Origin of the sequence: Paracidovorax wautersii, assembly GCF_900113035.1 — a bacterium.
Lineage (GTDB): Bacteria > Pseudomonadota > Gammaproteobacteria > Burkholderiales > Burkholderiaceae_C > Paracidovorax > Paracidovorax wautersii.
In genome coordinates, this window is record NZ_FONX01000005.1 from 247,914 (window position 1) to 264,709 (window position 16,796).

11 protein-coding genes are annotated in these 16,796 nt (G+C 71.4%); 1 reads left to right on the plus strand and 10 read right to left on the minus strand.

All coding sequences use genetic code 11. From position 1 onward, the window contains the following. Positions 1-7: 7 nt before the first annotated feature. Positions 8-658, minus strand: a complete 651-nt coding sequence (locus tag BM070_RS10020; protein WP_092939444.1) for an MSMEG_1061 family FMN-dependent PPOX-type flavoprotein — start codon at positions 656-658, stop codon at positions 8-10. A gap of 69 nt (positions 659-727) precedes the next feature. On the opposite strand from BM070_RS10020, the gene BM070_RS10025 reads away from it, so the two are divergent. Then, the gene (locus BM070_RS10025) at positions 728-1,519 is read left to right on the plus strand and encodes an AraC family transcriptional regulator (protein ID WP_092939445.1); all 792 of its coding nucleotides are present in this window, start codon (positions 728-730) and stop codon (positions 1,517-1,519) included. Here BM070_RS10025 and BM070_RS10030 read toward each other — a convergent pair. The 9 genes from BM070_RS10030 to BM070_RS10070 all read right to left on the minus strand — a co-directional run bounded on the left by BM070_RS10030 (position 1,512) and on the right by BM070_RS10070 (position 16,778). Next, the gene (locus tag BM070_RS10030; RefSeq protein WP_434803181.1) at positions 1,512-2,312 is read right to left on the minus strand and encodes a transporter substrate-binding domain-containing protein; all 801 of its coding nucleotides are present in this window, start codon (positions 2,310-2,312) and stop codon (positions 1,512-1,514) included. The two genes, BM070_RS10025 and BM070_RS10030, sit on opposite strands and share 8 nt — an antisense overlap. Positions 2,313-2,371: 59 nt before the next feature. Beyond that, positions 2,372-5,110, minus strand: a complete 2,739-nt coding sequence (locus BM070_RS10035; RefSeq protein ID WP_092939447.1) for a penicillin-binding protein 1A — start codon at positions 5,108-5,110, stop codon at positions 2,372-2,374. A 262-nt stretch (positions 5,111-5,372) separates the two neighbouring features. Next, a complete protein-coding gene (locus tag BM070_RS10040; RefSeq protein ID WP_092939448.1) occupies positions 5,373-6,092 on the minus strand; it encodes an SDR family NAD(P)-dependent oxidoreductase in 720 nt (239 codons plus the stop codon). Positions 6,093-6,113: 21 nt separating this feature from the next. Next, complete coding sequence (locus BM070_RS10045) at positions 6,114-7,670, minus strand: cryptochrome/photolyase family protein (protein WP_092939449.1); 1,557 nt, start codon at positions 7,668-7,670, stop codon at positions 6,114-6,116. After that, positions 7,667-8,995 carry a DASH family cryptochrome gene (locus tag BM070_RS10050; RefSeq protein ID WP_092939450.1) on the minus strand — a complete coding sequence of 443 codons (1,329 nt, stop codon included), beginning with the start codon at positions 8,993-8,995 and terminating at the stop codon, positions 7,667-7,669. The genes BM070_RS10045 and BM070_RS10050 overlap by 4 nt, the downstream gene beginning before the upstream one ends. A 213-nt stretch (positions 8,996-9,208) precedes the next feature. Next, positions 9,209-11,407, minus strand: a complete 2,199-nt coding sequence (ligA, locus tag BM070_RS10055) for an NAD-dependent DNA ligase LigA (protein ID WP_092939451.1) — start codon at positions 11,405-11,407, stop codon at positions 9,209-9,211. Between the two features lie 160 nt (positions 11,408-11,567). After that, positions 11,568-12,683, minus strand: coding sequence for a cell division protein FtsZ (locus BM070_RS10060; RefSeq protein WP_092939452.1), 1,116 nt, complete (start codon positions 12,681-12,683; stop codon positions 11,568-11,570). Positions 12,684-12,715: 32 nt separating this feature from the next. Further along, complete coding sequence (gene smc, locus BM070_RS10065) at positions 12,716-16,258, minus strand: chromosome segregation protein SMC (RefSeq protein ID WP_092939453.1); 3,543 nt, start codon at positions 16,256-16,258, stop codon at positions 12,716-12,718. 196 nt (positions 16,259-16,454) lie between these two features. After that, the gene (locus tag BM070_RS10070; RefSeq protein WP_092939454.1) at positions 16,455-16,778 is read right to left on the minus strand and encodes a YnfA family protein; all 324 of its coding nucleotides are present in this window, start codon (positions 16,776-16,778) and stop codon (positions 16,455-16,457) included. Positions 16,779-16,796 lie beyond the last annotated feature (18 nt).

Consider the following 16,796-nt stretch of genomic DNA (forward strand, 5'->3'; position numbering starts at 1 on the left):
CGCCCGGTCAGTACAGATCGCTGCGCACGGCCTGGCTGTAGCGCGCGTCCGCCTCGGCCACCTGCGAGGCATCCAGGCCCAGCACGGCGGCCTTCATGCGTCCGGGGGTGGGCAATGCATCGCGGTCCAGCTGCGACTGTGGTGCCCAGAGCCGTGCGCGGTGGATGGCCTTGCCGCAGTGGAACAGCGTTTCGTCGATGGCGACGACCACCGCGAGCTTGGGCCGTTTGCCGCCTTCGGCCAGCTGTTCCAGCAGTTCCGCCGCCTGCGAGAGCCTGGCGCGGCCGTTGATGCGCATGAAGATGTCCAGGCCCGGGAACAGGAAGAGCATGGCCACGCGGTCATCCTCGCCCAGATTGCGCAAGGAGGCGATGCGGTTGTTGCCCGGCCAGTCGGCGAAGGCCACGGTGTGCTCGTCCAGCACATGCACGAAGCCCGGTGGCCCGCCGCGAGGGGAAGCATCGAGCCCGTCGTCTCCGGCCGTCGCCAGGCAGAAGAAGCTGGCGGCGCGCAGGTATTCGACATGGAACGGCGTGAGCGCCGGCAGCACGCCCCGGGTGATGGATTCGGACGGCGGGGCGTAGAGCTGCTCCAGGTCGAGGGTGTGCCGCGTGCGGTCGGGGGCTGGAGCGGAGGGAGGAGCGATGTGTTGCGTCATGGCTCCATGCTAGGAAGCCGCGCCGCGGGCTGCTAATCTGCCTGAGCCATTCCGTATCGCGATCACGCCATGTCTTCCACCGCCGCCTGGCTCGACCTGCACGACGACGACAGCGGCCCGCCGGTGGTCGGCCGGGCGGACACGCTGGTCAACCACGACACCGCCCCGCACAGCCACGCCCGCGGCCAGCTGATCGGCTGCGGGCGTGGCGTGCTGAGCGTGGGGTCCGATGCGGGCCACTGGGTCGTGCCGGCGCGGCATGCGGTATGGATACCGCCGTGGCACGCGCATTCGGCGCGCATGCATGGCGCCTTCACCGGCTGGTCGCTCTACGTGGCCCGTCCCGCCTGCGCCGGCCTGCCGGTGGCGCCCTGCACCCTGGCCGTCACGCCGCTGCTGTGGGAGGCCGCACTGCGCTGCGCCCAGCGCGCCAGCGCCGCGCCCGATGCGGCGCAGGATCGGCTGGCGGAGGTCATCGTCGATGAAATCCGGGGCCTGGCGCCGCAGCCGCTGGGCCTGCCGCTGCCGGGCGATGCACGCCTGCTGCGCATCGCCAACGCCTTGCTGGCCGAGCCCGCCCAGCGCCGGCCCCTGCAGGACTGGGCCGCCTGGGCCGGTCTTTCGGCCCGCACGCTGAGCCGCCGCTTCGTGGCGGAAACCAGCCTCAGCTTCACGGCGTGGACGCAGCGCGTGCGGCTGCTGCGCTCGCTCGAACTGCTGGCGGGCGGGCAGCCGGTCACGCAGGTGGCGCTGGAGCTGGGCTACGACAGCGTCAGCGCCTTCATCGCCCTCTTCAAGCGCGAGCTGGGCTGCACGCCTGCGGCCTACTTCGGCCGGCAGGCACAGCCGGCCGCTACTTGAGCCACTTGTCCGCCGCCTGCTTCACGGCGCCGCGGCTGTCCATCAGGCCCCAGACGAACTGCATCACCCGGGTGTAGTCCGCATCGTCCTTGGGCATCAGGAAACCCAGCGTGTTGGTGGGCGTGAGCGGCGCGTCGATGAAGATCGCGGCGAGGCGCGGTTCGGCCTTGGCGTAGTGCAGTGCCTCGTAGGTCTCGGTGATCATCACGTCGCCCTGGCCTTCGGCGATCAGCGCGGGGATCTCTGCGTTCTTCTCGTGCGTGGCGACCTGCGCGGCCTTGAGGTTCTGCAGCACGAAAGCCTCGTTGGTGCCGCCCGGGTTCTTGATGACGCGCACGCCGGGCTGGTTCAGGTCGGCCACGCTGCGGAACTTGCCCTGGTCGGCCGCGCGCACCAGCGCCACCTTGCCGAAGGGCGCATAGCCCGGGAGCATCTCGGCCTGGCGGATGCGGGCCACGTTGCGGGTGATGCCGCCCACGGCCACGTCGAACTGGTCGGCCTGCAGGTCCTGCATCAGACGCGGCCAGCTGGTGGGCACGTATTGCACCTTCACGCCCAGCTCGCGGGCCATCTGCTCGACCAGGTCGATGTCGTGGCCGGCATAGCCCGCATCGGTCTTGATGGCGAAGGGCCGGTAATCGCCGGGCGTGCCCACGCGCAGCACCTTGGTCTCCATGACCCGGTCCAGGCGGGGGCCGGCGGTGGCGGCGGCGGGCAGCAGCGCGGCGCAGGCGAGCGCGGCGGCGGCGAGGAACGAGCCCATCCAGACGGAACGGCGAGTCGGCAGCGGCATGAGAAATCCTCTCTTTTTGGCAGTGGGTGAGAAAGAGAGGAAATATAGGCGCGAACCGGTCAGCGGCTGCCGGCCGCGCCCTGCGGCTGGCCGGAAGGCGGCTGGGTTTCGACGAAGAACGGCGCTGCGCCGCTGCTGCTGCCGCCATTTCCATTGCCGCTACCGCTGCCGCCCTGCGACGGCACCACCACGCCGCGCTGTATGGGCGTGGCGACGACCGCGCCGGCCGCGGGCTGCGACGGGGCCTGCTGCGATTGCGGCTGCTGTGCCGGCGAGCGCGCAGGCTGCGTGGGCTGGCCCGTGGCGGGGTCACGCGCCGGCGTGGTCGCCCACGACGGCACGACCTCGCCCTGCTGCGCCGGCTGCTGCGTCTGTTGCTGCTGCTGGGCAGGCTGTTGCGTCTGCACCGGCGATTGCGAGGGCTGCGAGGGCTGCGGCTGCACCGCAGGCGCGGCCTGAGACGGGTCGGCGCCATCGGTGGTCCACGGCGTGGCGTTCTGCAGCGGTGTGAGCGGGGCCTCGATGATCTCGGGCGCCTCATCGGGCTGCGGCGACGATGCGGCCGGGCTGGGCGCCACGGCGGGCGGCGGGGCGTTGCCGCCCGGCACGGCCGGTGCGGAGCCGATCTGGCGGCCGAAGAGGTCATAGACCCAGTCGCGCACGCTGCTGATGGCGTCGCGCGCCCAGTGGGTTTCCTGCTCGTCCACGAAGCGTTCGCGCCCGTCGATGATCTTGCTGCGCAGCGCCTGCTGGAACACCTCGCCCACCATGGGCAGCGCGCTGTGGGCGCCCTGGCCCCAGTAGTCGCTGCGCAGGGTGATGCGCCCGTCGTTGAAGCCCACCCAGGCGCCGGCCACCAGCTGCGGCTGCATGAGGATGAACCAGCCGTCGGTGTTGTCCTGCGTGGTGCCGGTCTTGCCCGCCACGTCGGCGGTGATGCCGTAGCGGCTGCGGATGGCGACGCCCGTGCCCTTGTCCACCACGCCGCGCATGGCGTTGCGCAGCTCCTGCATGGGGCCGAGGTCGGCCACCTTCTCGGGCGTGGCGGGCGCGAAGTCTTCCAGCACCTTGCCGTTCTTGTCCTCGATGCGCGTGACCACGATGGGCGCGCGGTAGAGGCCGGCGCTGGCGATGGTGCCGTAGGAGGACACCATCTCCTTGAGCGTGACCGGGCTGGTGCCCAGCGCCAGGGCGGGCACCACGTCCAGCTTGGACTCGCGCACGCCCATGTCGCGCGCCAGCTGGGCCACGCGGGCCGGGCCCACCTTCTGCATCACCTGGGCGGTGATGGTGTTCTTGGAATAGGCCAGGCCGTCGGCCAGGGTCATGGGCTGGTCGCTGGGCGGGCCTTCGTCGGTCGGGCTCCAGAACTTGCCGCCGCCCAGCGGGATCTGCACGGCCTGGTCCATCAGCGTGTCGCTGGGCTGCATGCCGCTCGCGAAGGCCGCGCCATAGACGAAGGGCTTGAAGGTGGAGCCGGGCTGGCGGCGGGCCGCCTGCACGTGGTCGAAGGGGTCGGTCGCGAAGTCGCGGCTGCCGACCCAGGCGCGCACCTCGCCGCTGCGCGGGTCCATGGCCAGGAAGCCCGCCTGCACGCGCGTCTTCTGCTGGCGCAGGGCGCGCATGAAGTCGGCATCGGCCAGCAGGGTTTTTTCGGCGTCTGCGGGCTGGGCGCCCTTGGCGACGGCCGCGGCATATTGCGCCGATTCGCGCACCAGCTGCTGCACCAGCGGGTTCTTGGCATTCCACACGCGGGGCGACCAGGCGCCGTCGGCCACGCCCTGCAAGGCCTTGCCCTGGCGGGCCACGGCCTGGTTGGCCAGGGTCTGCAGGCGGCTGTCGATGGTGGTGCGGATGACCAGGCCGTCGGCATAGAGGCTGTAGCCGTTGCGGTCGGCCCAGTCGATGAGCTGCTTGCGCAGCTGCTGCGCCAGATGGGGCGCGAGGCCGCCCACCTCGGGCTGGCGCTCGAAGCGGATGCGCAGCGGGCGGCGCGAGAGGTTGTCGAACTCCGCCTGCGTGAGCTTGCCGTGCTTGAGCATCTGGCCCAGCACGGTGTTGCGGCGGGCCTGGGCGCGCTCGGGGTTGAGCACGGGATTGTAGTAGGTCGTGCCCTTGAGCATGCCGATCAGCGTGGCGCTCTCCAGCACCGTGAGCTTGTCGGCCGATTTGTCGAAATACGTGCGCGCCGCCATCTCGATGCCGTAGGCGTTGTAGAGGAAGGGCACGGTGTTCAGGTAGGTTTCCAGGATCTCGTCCTTGGAATACACGGCCTCGATCTTCAGCGCGGTGATGGCTTCCTTGATCTTGCGGGTGAGCGTGGGGGCGCGGCCGATGTCCTCGGGGAACAGGTTGCGCGCCAGCTGCTGCGTGATGGTGGAGCCGCCCTGCTTGTCGCCGCCCAGCGTCTGCACCAGGGCCGACGCGGTGCGCCGCCAGTCCAGCCCGAAGTGGCTGTAGAAGCGGTGGTCTTCGGTGGCGATCAGCGCATCGACCACCGGCTGGGCGATGTCCGAAAGCGGCACCCAGTCGCGGTTGACCCATTTGTATTCGGCCAGCAGCTTGCCGTCGGCCGACATGAGCTGTGCAGGCTGGTCGGCCTTGGCCTTGCGCAGGTCGCTGATGCCGGGCGTGAAGGGCACCAGGGCCAGCGCGTAGAGGAAGAGCGCCAGGAAGAGGCCCACCACCAGCCACACCAGGCTGCGCCAGGACAACAGGCGCCGGGGCCACAGCGGAAGACGCGCCAGGGCCGGCCGCAGCGCGGCCCAGCGCCCGCGGAGAACATCAGGAATCGACATGAAGATACAAGGAAAAAGTGCCGCAAGCGCCCATGGGGCGCGCGCTGGAAGCTATCAATTCAGCAGCAATCTGCGGTGTTGGCCCGCAACGGCCATTCCGGAAGACACGCGGCGCGGCAACGGAGCCGGCAACATGGGCGACAGCGGCCTGGCGGCGGCGCCATGCAGCACCGCCCGAAGCCAAAGTGCGCATTTATAACGCCAATCCCTTAAGCCGGCGTTAGGTGCCCGCAGAGCCCCAATCTGAGCCCCAGGCAGCGGCTCACCAGGGCAGCCGCTCGCCCCGGTACGAATGGAAGCTGCCCGAGTCCTCTGCCGGCAACCCATCGAGCACGTGCAGCAGGTCGGCCGCCGCATCGGGGGCCGGGCGGCCGATGCGCTCGCCGCCGAAGGGGCGCGACAGGGCCGAATCCACCGTGCCCGGGTGCAGCGCGGCCAGCACGGCCTGCGGGTGGGTGCGGGCCACCTCGATGGCCGCCGTCTTCAGCAGCATGTTCAGCGCCGCCTTGGACGCCCGGTAGCCGTACCAGCCGCCCAGCCGGTTGTCGCCGATGCTGCCGACCTTGGCCGAGAGCACGGCCATGAGGCCGCGTTCCTTGCGCGGCAGCAGCGGCGTGAAATGCGCCAGCACAAGGGCCGGGCCGAAGGTGTTGGCGCGGAAGGTGGCCTCCAGCTGCGCGTAGCGGAGCTGGCCCAGGCGCTTTTCAGGCATGCCCTGCGGGCCGTGCAGCACGCCGGCCGCATGGAGGATGCAGTGCCAGGGCCCCTGCCCCGCCAGCTGCTGCGCGGCCCGGGCGATGGAGGCTTCGTCGTCCAGGTCCAGCGCGGGATCGGTGCGGCGGCCCAGGCCCACGGCCAGGGCGCAGCGCGGGTCGGCCTGCAGATGGGCCAGCAGCGCGCCGCCGATGGCGCCCGTGGCACCGATGACCAGGGCGCGGTAGCCCTGGGGGAGGGACTGCAGGCGGGGTGGTGATGCGGCCATGTGCGGCTCAGTTCCGTTCGTTCAGAGTTCGTCCAGCCGGGCGCGCACGTCGGCGGCCCGCTCGCGCAGCGCCTCCCGCTGGGGCGCGGGCATCTTCTGCAGCTGGCGATAGACCATGCCCAGCCGGTGGTTGCGGCCCAGGGTGTCTTCGTGGCGCGCGAAGAAGTCCCAGTAGAGCGCGTTGTAGGGGCAGGCGCGCTCGCCCACCTTGAGCTTTTTGTCGTAGTGGCAGCCGGCGCAGTAGTCGCTCATGCGGTCGATATAGGCCGCGCTGCTCACATAGGGCTTGGTGGCCAGCAGGCCGCCGTCGGCGAACTGGCTCATGCCCACGGTGTTGGGCAGTTCCACCCACTCGAAGGCATCGATATAGACGCCCAGGTACCAGCGGTGCACGGCGGCCGGGTCCAGCCCGGCCAGCAGCGCGAAGTTGCCGATGACCATCAGCCGCTGGATGTGGTGGGCATGGGCCTGCTCCAGCGATTGGCCCACGGCATGCTCCAGGCAGCGCATGCGCGTCTCGCCCGTCCAGAACCAGGCGGGCAGCGGCGCGGTGTGGCCCAGGGCGTTGTGCCCTTCGTAGCCCGGCATGTGGGCCCAGTAGATGCCGCGCACGTATTCGCGCCAGCCCAGGATCTGGCGGATGAAGCCCTCCACCGCCGGCAGCGGCGCCCGGCCGGCATGCCAGGCCGCCTGGGCGTGCAGCACCACCTCCTGCGGGCGCAGCATCTTGGTGTTGAGCGCGAACGAGAGCAGCGAGTGGAAGAGCCGCTCGCTGCGGCTGCTCATGGCGTCTTCATAGGCGCCGAAGTGCGGCAGCGTGGTCGCGATGAAATGGTTCAGCCAGGCCAGCGCCTCGGCCCGGTTCAGGGGCCAGCGCAGCTGGCCGGCCTGCGGGTGGCCGAAGCTCTTGACGCCCGCCGCCTCGATCGTCGCCCAGAGCGCGCTGTGGTCGTGCGTGGGCCGGGCATCGGGCGGCAGCTCCGGCTTGCCGGGCCAGGGCTTGCGGTTGTCGTGGTCGTAGTTCCACGCGCCGCCCTCGGGCTCGCCGGCTGCGTCGATCAGCACCTGATGGCGCTGGCGCATGCGGCGGTAGAAATGCTCCATCAGCCACTGCTTGCGGCCCTGGAACACCTCGGCCACCTCGATGCGGGTGGTGTAGAAGTGTTCGCTGTCCCCCATCTCGACGGCGAAGGGCTGCTGCGCGCCCCAGGTGCGCAGCTGTTCGTCCAGCCGCCATTCGTCGGGCTGCTGGTATTGCAGGGTGGCCGCGCCGTAGTGCGCCATGAGCGCCTCCAGGTTGGCGGTAATCGACTGGCGGTTGCTCGCGTCGTCGATGGCGATGTAGCGCACGCGGTGGCCGGCGGCCTTGAGCTGGCGGGCCAGGTCGCGCATGGCGGCGAAGATGGCGAGGATCTTCTGCGCGTGGTGCAGCACGTAGTCGGTCTCCTGCCGCACCTCCATCAGCACATGGACCACGCCGCCATCCTGCGCGTCGAACCACGAATGCGCGGGGTCGAGCTGGTCGCCCAGCAGCAGGCGCAGGGTGTGGGCCGCGCGCGGCTTGGCTGCGCCGCTCATGCCGTGCCCCACAGGCGGCGGTAGCGGCCGTCAGGGTCGTGCTCGCGCGCCTGCTTGGCGGGATCGAAGCGCCGGCCTCCGCGCGGGTCGGTGCCGCGCCCGGCGATGTAGAGCCAGTTGCCCTGGTTGCTGTACACGTCGTAGTCCACCAGTTGCGATTCGAACCATGCCGCGCCCGCGCGCCAGTCGCCCTGCAGATCGTGGATGAGATAGCTGGCCGCCACCTGGCGCAGCCGGTTGCTCAGGTAGCCGGTGGCGGCCAGCTCGCGCATCGCGGCATCGACCAGCGGCTCGCCCGTGCAGCCATGGCGCCAGAGCTCGAAGCCCTGGGCATCGTGCGGGGCCAGCGGTGCCTTCGACAGGCCCCGGCCCCGGTGGAGCTGCGCGCCGTGCTGCAGGTGCAACAGACGGAAGTAATCGCGCCACAGCAGCTCGAACCAGAGCCAGTAGCTGCCTTCGTTGGCGCCGTGCTCGCCCTCGAAGGCCTTCAGGTCGGCCAGCACGCGGCGGGGCGAGAGCGCACCCGTCGCCAGCCAGGGCGAGAGCTTGGACGAGAAATCCACCCCGGACAGGCCGTTGCGCGTGGCCTTGTAGCTGTGCGGCAGCTTGCGCGCCAGGTACTGCGCCCAGTGGGCCAGGCCGGCTCCCTCGCCGCCCTGGCTGGCGGGCATGCCGTAGGGAAAGGACGAGCGCGGGTCCTGCCCGCCGGCGCTCGCTGCGTCCGCATCCAAGGCACCGCCCTGCCCTGCGCCCACGGCCTGCAGCACCTCTGCGGGCACCTCGGGAGGGGCCGGCAGCTGCGTGGGCGCGGGCAGCGGCGCGGCCGGGGCGATGCCCGCGCGCTCCAGCGCTTGGCGGAAGGTGGTGAACACCCCGGGCAGCCCGGCGGTCGGCCAGGGCAGCGCGGCGGGGTCCAGCAGGCTGCTCTGCCACACGGTCTGCACGCGCAGGCCGGCAGCCTGCAGCGCAGCCACCTGCGCTTCTTCCTCGGGGGCCGCGATCTCTTCGCACACCACGGCTTCGGCGCCGACTGCGCGGGCCAGCGCCGGCAGGGCCTGCCCGGGTGCTGCGCGGCACACGAGCAGCGGGCTGCCCAGCGCGGCCAGGCGATCGCCCAGATCCTGCAGCGTGGCGGAGTGGAAAGCCTGCCGGTGCCGCCCGGCACGGGCGAAACCCCAGGGCGAGACCTCGTCCTCCGCAGGCAGGCAGAACACGGGCAGCAGGCGTGGGGTGCCGTCGCCCTGCGCCCGCTGCAGAGCCGCCTGCAGCGCAGGCTGGTCGTGCAGGCGCAGGTCGTTCCGGAACCAGAAAAGGATGGTGCTCATGCCGGCACCTGCCGGATGGGCGCGGCCGGCGCCGCCAGGGCGCAGATGCCGCGCGCGCTCGGCGCCTGCGCGGTGGGGGGGGTTCGACGGAGGCAGGCCAAGAGCGCGGGTCTTTCAAGGTGAGCGCGCAACGACGGGTGCGCGAAGACCTTGGTACGCAAAGGCTGTGCCGCCGGTTCACCCGGCGGAGAAAGACAGGGGCTCCGGCCGGTGTCAGCCCGCGCCGCCCAGGCCCGCCGGGCCTTGGTCCAGCAGCGTGCGCAGGCCGTCCTCGTCCAGCACCGGCACGCCCAGGTCCTGCGCCTTGGTGAGCTTGCTGCCGGCCTCGGCGCCCGCCACCACGTAGTGCGTCTTCTTGCTGACCGAGCCGGCCACCTTGGCGCCGGCCGCCTCCAGCAGGTCCTTGGCCTCGTCGCGGCTCAGGGTGGGCAGCGTGCCGGTGATGACCACCGTCAGGCCCGCCAGCGGCAGCGTGGCGCGCTCGGCGGGCGGCCCTTCCTGCCAGGTCAGGCCGCAGGCGCGCAGTTGCTCCACCACTTCGCGGTTGTGCGGCTGGGCGAAGAAGGTGTGGATGGCTTCGGCCACGATGGGGCCGACGTCGTTCACCTCCAGCAACTGCTCCACGCTGGCGGCCATGATGGCGTCCAGGCCGCCGAAGTGGCGCGCCAGGTCCTTGGCCGTGGCCTCGCCCACATGGCGGATGCCCAGCCCGAAGAGAAAGCGCGGCAGCGTGGTCTGCTTGGACTTCTCCAGCGCGGCGATCACGTTCTGCGCCGACTTCTCGGCCATGCGGTCCAGCGCCGCCAGGGCGGTGAGGCCCAGGCGGTACAGGTCGGGCAGCGTGCGGATGACGTTGCCGTCCACCAGCTGGTCCACCAGCTTCTCGCCCAGGCCCTCGACGTCCATGGCGCGGCGTGCCGCGAAATGCAGGATGGCTTCCTTGCGCTGCGCGGGGCAGAAGAGCCCCCCGGTGCAGCGGTGGTTGGCCTCGCCCTTTTCGCGCACCACGGCGCTGCCGCAGATGGGGCAGTGGCGCGGCATGCGGAAGTTGGGAACATACGGGCTACGCGGCACATGGCGGGCCGCATCGGCTGCTGCGGCATCCGCCAGCGCATCCGAGCCCTGCAGCGCGCCGGCCACCGGCGCTAGGGCGGCGGGCACCGTGCCCACCACTTCGGGAATCACATCGCCCGCGCGGCGCACGATGACCTGGTCGCCCACGCGCACGCCCTTCTTGCGGATCTCGAAGAGGTTGTGCAGCGTGGCGTTGGTAACGGTGACGCCGCCCACGAAGACCGGCGCCAGCCGCGCCACGGGCGTGAGCTTGCCGGTGCGGCCCACCTGCACGTCGATGCCTTCCACGCGCGTGACCATCTCCTGCGCCGGGTACTTGTGCGCCACGGCCCAGCGCGGCTCGCGGGTGACGAAGCCCAGCTGCCGCTGCAGCGCCAGGCTGTTGACCTTGTACACCACGCCGTCGATGTCATAGGGCAGCTGGTCGCGGCTCGCGCCCACCTCCTGGTGGAATGCTACCAATTCCGTAGCACCCTGCGCAGTCCGCACCTGGGCCGCGACCGGAAAACCCCAGGTTTTCAGCTGCTGGAGCATGGCGTAGTGGGTGGCGAAGTCCGGCCCGCCTTCGGCCACCGGGGTGATGTCGCCCAGGCCGTAGGCGAAGAAGCTCAGCGGCCGCTGCGCGGCGATGCCCGAATCGAGCTGGCGCACCGCGCCCGCCGCCGCGTTGCGCGGGTTGACGAAGGTCTTGCCGCCCGCCTCGCGCTGGCGTTCGTTGAGCCGGTCGAAATCGGCACGGCGCATATAGACCTCGCCGCGCACCTCCAGCACCGGAGGCACGCCGCTCTCGCCGCCCGTGGGCAGCGTCAGCGGAATCTGGCGGATGGTGCGGATGTTGTGGGTCACGTCCTCGCCCACCTCGCCGTCGCCGCGCGTGGCGGCCTGCACCAGCCGGCCGTTCTCGTAGCGCAGGCTCATGGCCAGGCCGTCGAACTTGGGCTCGGCCACGTATTCGACGGGCGGCGCATCGGGCGCCAGCTTGAGTTCGCGGCGCACGCGGGCGTCGAAGGTCTCGGCGCCGCTGGCTTCGGTGTCGGTCTCGGTGCGGATGCTGAGCATGGGCACCTGGTGGCGCACGGGCGTGAGGCCCTCCATCACCGCGCCGATCACGCGCTGCGTGGGCGAATCGGGCGTGACCAGGTCTGGGTGGGCCGCCTCCAGCGCCTGCAGGGCCTGGAAGGCGCGGTCGTATTCCGCGTCGGGCACGCTGGGCGCGTCCTGCACGTAGTACTGGTGCGCCCAGAGGTTCAGCCGGGCGCGCAGCGCTTCGATTTCAATGGTAGCCTGCCCTGATGGGGCGGGCGCCGGATCGGAAAAAAGGTCTTGGGTTTCGGCCATGGCCGTCGCAATCTGTCGTGGATGGGCCGCCCCGGCCGGTGGGCCATGGGCTCGGCGCCGAGGCGGGGGCGCCGGGCAGACTCTAGCGCGAGCCCGGCTTGCAGGAGGTCAGTGGGGACGCCGCCGCCGCCCGCACGGGGACGGGGCCGCGCCCCTGGGCTCAGCTGAACAGGCGCCGCGCCAGCGCGGAGCCGGCCGACAGCTCGCGGCTGTCGAGCTTGTCGTAGAGCAGTTCGAGGTCGGCCGCGATCGGGTCCATGGTCATGGCCGGCAGCAGCGTGCCGTTCTGGTCGCAGAGCACGCCGTCCATGGCTTGGCAGAGCGCCGCGGCCACGTCGCGCAGGCGCTGGAAGGGCTGCTCGGCGCGGTGGACCTGGGCCACGTCCAGGCTCAGGGTGATCTCGCGGATCGCGGACTGCTCGGGGTCGTCCGAGAGCGCGGCCTGGGTGTCGTAGGCCAGCGTGAGCGCGGGCGGCAGGCCCGGGCCGGTGCTGGCGGGCAGCACCAGGCGGCCGGGAATGGCGCCCGGCACGAAGCCCTGGCGCGTGGCGTTCTGCTGCACGTAGCCAGGGCTCCAGGCCGCCAGGCGCGCGCGCAGCGAGAAGGTGAGCTGCGCGTCGTGGTCGCTGGCGAACTGGTCCAGTTCGCGGGCGCGGGCCACCTCATGCAGCATGTCGGGAAAGTCCGGCGCTGCGTTCACCGCGTCGGCGAAGCCCTGGGCCTTGACGACGAACTCCGAGAACTCGATCTCGTTGAGCGCGCCCAGCCGGTTGGCCAACTGCACGCCGGCCTGGAAGTGGGTGTAGCGCTGGCCGGGCAAGGGCGTTTCCCACTGCTGGGAGACATCGTTGAAGCCTTCGATGGCGAAGGCCTTGCTGCCCGCGCGGCGCGTGGGCGGCAAAGCGGCCAGGGCCGCATCGCCCGAGACGACCTGCTCGGCCACCATGGGGGCGATGGCGTCGATCAGCGGGTCCAGGCCGCCGCGGCGCTCTGGCGGGGGCACGGGCATGCGCAGCGCGTCGTCCAGCGTCACGGTGTGGCCGTCCATCGAGGGCTCGGTGCCGGCGCCCAGCGGCTGGCCGCCCGGCACGGCTGCGCCCAGGCCGTCGAAGGCCGGCTCCTGCCGCAGCGCGGGTTCGGCGGCGCCGTCGGCTTCGGCGGGCGGGCGGGCCGGGCGCTTGGGCGCGTTGCGCTGGGCCATCCAGGCGTTGTAGGCCACGATGGCCGCCAGCACGACGCCGCCCGCGATGATGAGACCGAGTTGGAAGTTGCTCATGGTGAAAAGACGGTCTTCTGGATACTGAAAAATCAGGAGTCGGCCATGGACAGGGCGGACTCCATGTCCACAGCCACGATGCGCGAGACGCCCTGCTCCTGCATGGTCACGCCGATGAGTTGCTCGGCCATTTCCATGGCGATCTTGTTGTGGCTGATGAAGAGGAACTGCGTGCCCGTGGCCATGCTGGCCACCAGCTTGGCATAGCGCTCGGTGTTGGCGTCGTCCAGCGGTGCATCGACTTCGTCCAGCAGGCAGAACGGCGCCGGGTTGAGCTGGAAGATGGCGAAGACCAGCGCGATGGCCGTCAGCGCCTTCTCGCCGCCCGAGAGCAGGTGGATGGTCTGGTTCTTCTTGCCCGGCGGCTGGGCCATGACCTGCACGCCGGAGTCGAGGATCTCGTCGCCCGTGATGATGAGCCGGGCCTGACCGCCGCCGAAGAGTTCGGGGAACATGCGGCCGAAATGCCCGTTCACGGTGTCGAAGGTGCCCGAGAGCAGCTGGCGCGTTTCGCCGTCGATCTTGCGGATCGCGTCCTCCAGCGTCTGCATGGCCTCGGTCAGGTCGGCCATCTGCGCGTCGAGGAAGGTCTTGCGCTCGCGGGCCAGATTCAGCTCGTCGAGCGCTGCCAGGTTCACCGCGCCCAGCGCCGCGATCTCGCGGTGCAGGCGGTCGATCTCGCCCTGCAGGCCGGTGGCGCGCACATTGCCTTCGGCGATGGACTGGGCCACGGCGGCCAGATCGGCCTGGGCGTCGGCCAGCAGCGTGGTGTATTGCTCCAGGCCCAGGCGCGCGGCCTGCTCCTTGAGCTGGAAGTCGGTGATGCGCTGGCGCAGCGGATCGAGCGCGCGTTCGAGCTGCAGCCGGCGCTCGTCGCTGGCGCGCAGGCGGGCCGTGAGTTCGTCGTATTCGCTGCGCTGCGCGCCCAGGGCCTTTTCGCGCTCCATCTTCAGTTCCAGCGCCTGCTGCAGCCCGCCTTGCGCGGCGGCGGCCGACAGGCGCCCCATCTCCTCGCGGGCGCGCTGGTCTTCGTCGGCCAGGGCGGCAGCCTGCTGGCGGGCGGTGTCGATGGTGCGGGCCAGCTCGGCGCGGCGCGCCTCCAGGCTGCGCTGCGAGAAGGTGGCTTCCTGCGCCTGGCGCTCCAGCGTGCGCTGTTGCTCGCGGCATTCGGCCAGCTTGCGTTCGGCCTCGATCACGCGCTCGTCCAGCTGGGCGTGGCGCTCCTGGCTGTCGGCGAGCTGCATGTCCAGCTCCTCGAAGCGGGCCTCGGCCGTCACGCGGCGCTCCTGCAGGTCGGCCAGCTGGGCCTCGACCTCGGCCAGGTCGGCGCCGATCTGCTCGCTGCGCGCCCGGGTCTGTTCGGCCAGCTGCGAAAGGCGCAGGGTCTCGACCTGCAGCGTGTGGGCGCGGGTCTGGGTGTCTGCGGCTTCGCGCCGGGCGGCGACCAGGCGCTGCGCGGCGTCGGCATAGGCGGCCTCGGCGCGCACCAGGGCGGCGCGGGATTCTTCGGCGATCAGCTGCTGGGCGCGCACTTCCTTTTCGAGGTATTCGATCTCCTGCGCCCGGGCCAGCAGGCCGGACTGTTCGGAGTCGGGCGCATAGAAGCTCACGCCGTGCGCGCTCACGGCATGGCCGCTGGGGACGTAGATCACCTCGCCGGGCGCGAGCGGCGACTGCGTGCGGCGCGCCAGCGCGTCTTCGAGCGTGGGCGCGGTGCCGCAACCGTGCAGCCAGTCCACCAGCACGGCGCGCAGGGCGGCGTCGGGCACACGCAGCAGGTCCGACAGGCGCGGCGCGGCGCCGGGTGCGGCGGGAGCCGGCGCGGCGGCATCGGCACCGGCGGGGCTGTAGAAGGCCAGCCGGGCGGGCGGCGCGTCCTGCGCGCCCGAGCCGAGGAAGCCGCGCACCATCTCCAGGCGCCCGACTTCGAGCGCGCCCAGGCGCTCGCGCAGTGCGGCTTCGAGCGCGTTCTCCCAGCCGGTTTCGATATGGATGCGGCTCCAGAGGCCCTGCAGGCCGTCGAGCCCGTGGCGGGCCAGCCAGGGCTGGAGCTTGCCGTCGGTCTTGACCTTTTCCTGCAGCGCCTTGAGCGCCTCCAGCCGGGCCGAGAGTTCGGCCTGGCGGGCGCTTTCCTGGTTCACGGCCTGCTGGCGCGCGCGGCGGTCGTCGTCCAGCTGGGGCACGGCGTCCTGCAGCTCGGCATGGCGGGCCTCGGCGGTTTCGGCGGCTTCCTGCGCGGCGGCGAATTCTTCCTGCAGCTGGGCCAGGCGCGCTTCGTCGGGCGCGGCCAGGGCGTTGCGGTCGGTGCGCAGGCGCTCTTCGCGCACGTCCAGCTGGCGGCTCTGCTCGTCGATGCTGCGCTGCTCGGCGGCCAGCACGCCGATCTGCTGCTGCACCTGCACCACGGCGCCGCGCTGGTCGGCCGCGGCCTGCTGGGCGCGGCGCAGCGCGTCTTCGAGGTCGGGCAGCTGCATGGCCTGTTCCTCGACCTGGGCGGCCAGCAGCTCGGCGCGCTCTTCGGCATCGACGCCACCGGCGGCGAGCGTTTCCATCTCGGCCTCGGCGTCGTCCTTGCGGGCGGACCACTGGGCGATCTGCTCGGCCAGCTGCGCCAGCCGGGTCTCCACGCGCTGGCGGCCCTCGACCACGTAGCGGATCTCGGCTTCGAGCTTGCCGACCTCGGCCGTGGCTTCGTAGAGGCGCCCCTGTGCCTGGTTGACCAGATCGCCCGCCGTGTAGTGCGCCTGGCGGATGGTTTCCAGGTCGGCCTCGACGGCGCGCAGGTCGGCCATGCGCGATTCGAGATCGTTCACGGCCTGCAGGCCTTCGGTGCGCACGCGGTTCTGCTCGGCCTCGGCGTCGGCGCGTTTCAGGAACCAGAGCTGGTGCTGCTTGAGCGTGACGTCGGCCTGCAGCGCGTTGTATTTGGCGGCCACCTCGGCCTGCTTTTCCAGGCGATCGAGGTTGGCGTTGAGTTCGCGCAGGATGTCTTCGACCCGCGTGAGGTTCTCGGCCGTGCCGGCCAGGCGGTTCTCGGTCTCGCGCCGACGTTCCTTGTACTTGGAGACGCCCGCGGCCTCTTCGAGGAAGAGCCGCAGCTCTTCGGGGCGCGACTCGATGATGCGGCTGATGGTGCCCTGGCCGATGATGGCGTAGGCGCGCGGGCCCAGGCCGGTGCCCAGGAACACGTCCTGCACGTCGCGGCGGCGCACGGCCTGGTTGTTGATGTAGTAGCTGCTGTTGCCGTCGCGCGTGAGCACGCGCTTGACGGCGATCTCTTCGTACTGGTTCCACTGCCCGCCGGCGCGGTGGTCGGCGTTGTCGAAGACCAGCTCCACGCTGGCGCGGCTGGCCTGCTTGCGGGTGGTGGTGCCGCTGAAGATCACGTCCTGCATCGACTCGCCGCGCAGTTCGCTGGCCTTGCTCTCGCCCAGCACCCAGCGCACCGCGTCCATGATGTTGGACTTGCCGCAGCCGTTCGGACCGACCACGCCCACCAGCTGCCCCGGCAGCATGAAGTTGGTGGGCTCGGCGAACGACTTGAAGCCGGCGAGTTTGATCGAGTTGAGGCGCACGGTGCGGTGGGCGGCGAATGGCGGGTGGAAAGTGACGGGGCGAGCGGCGGCCCCAGGGCCGGCTAGCTCCCGATGATACCGTGGCGCTGTGGCGAGCCCCGCATTCCCCCTGCCCTGCCCGATCGGGCCGCAGCGCTTGCCCGCCAAGCGCGAGCCGCTATGAAAACAATAGTTGCCTGGCCCGGCCGCCGCGCCGTCAGCCGGCCCGGGGCGCGAAAGCGATGATCGCCATGCCCGCCAGCGTGACGGCGGCACCCAGCCAGTCCCAGGGCCCGGGGCGCACGCCATCCACCGCCCAGAGCCAGGCCAGCGCCACGGCCACATAGACCCCGCCATAGGCCGCATAGACGCGCCCCGCCGCCGCCGGGTGCAGGGTGAGCAGCCAGGCGAAGAGCGCCAGGCTGGCCGCCGCGGGCACCAGCAGCCAGGCGCTGCGGCCCTGGCGCAGCCACAGCCAGGGCAGGTAGCAGCCGATGATCTCGGCCAGGGCCGTGACGAGGTAGAGGGCGAAGGTGCGCACGGGGACGGGGCCGGCCGG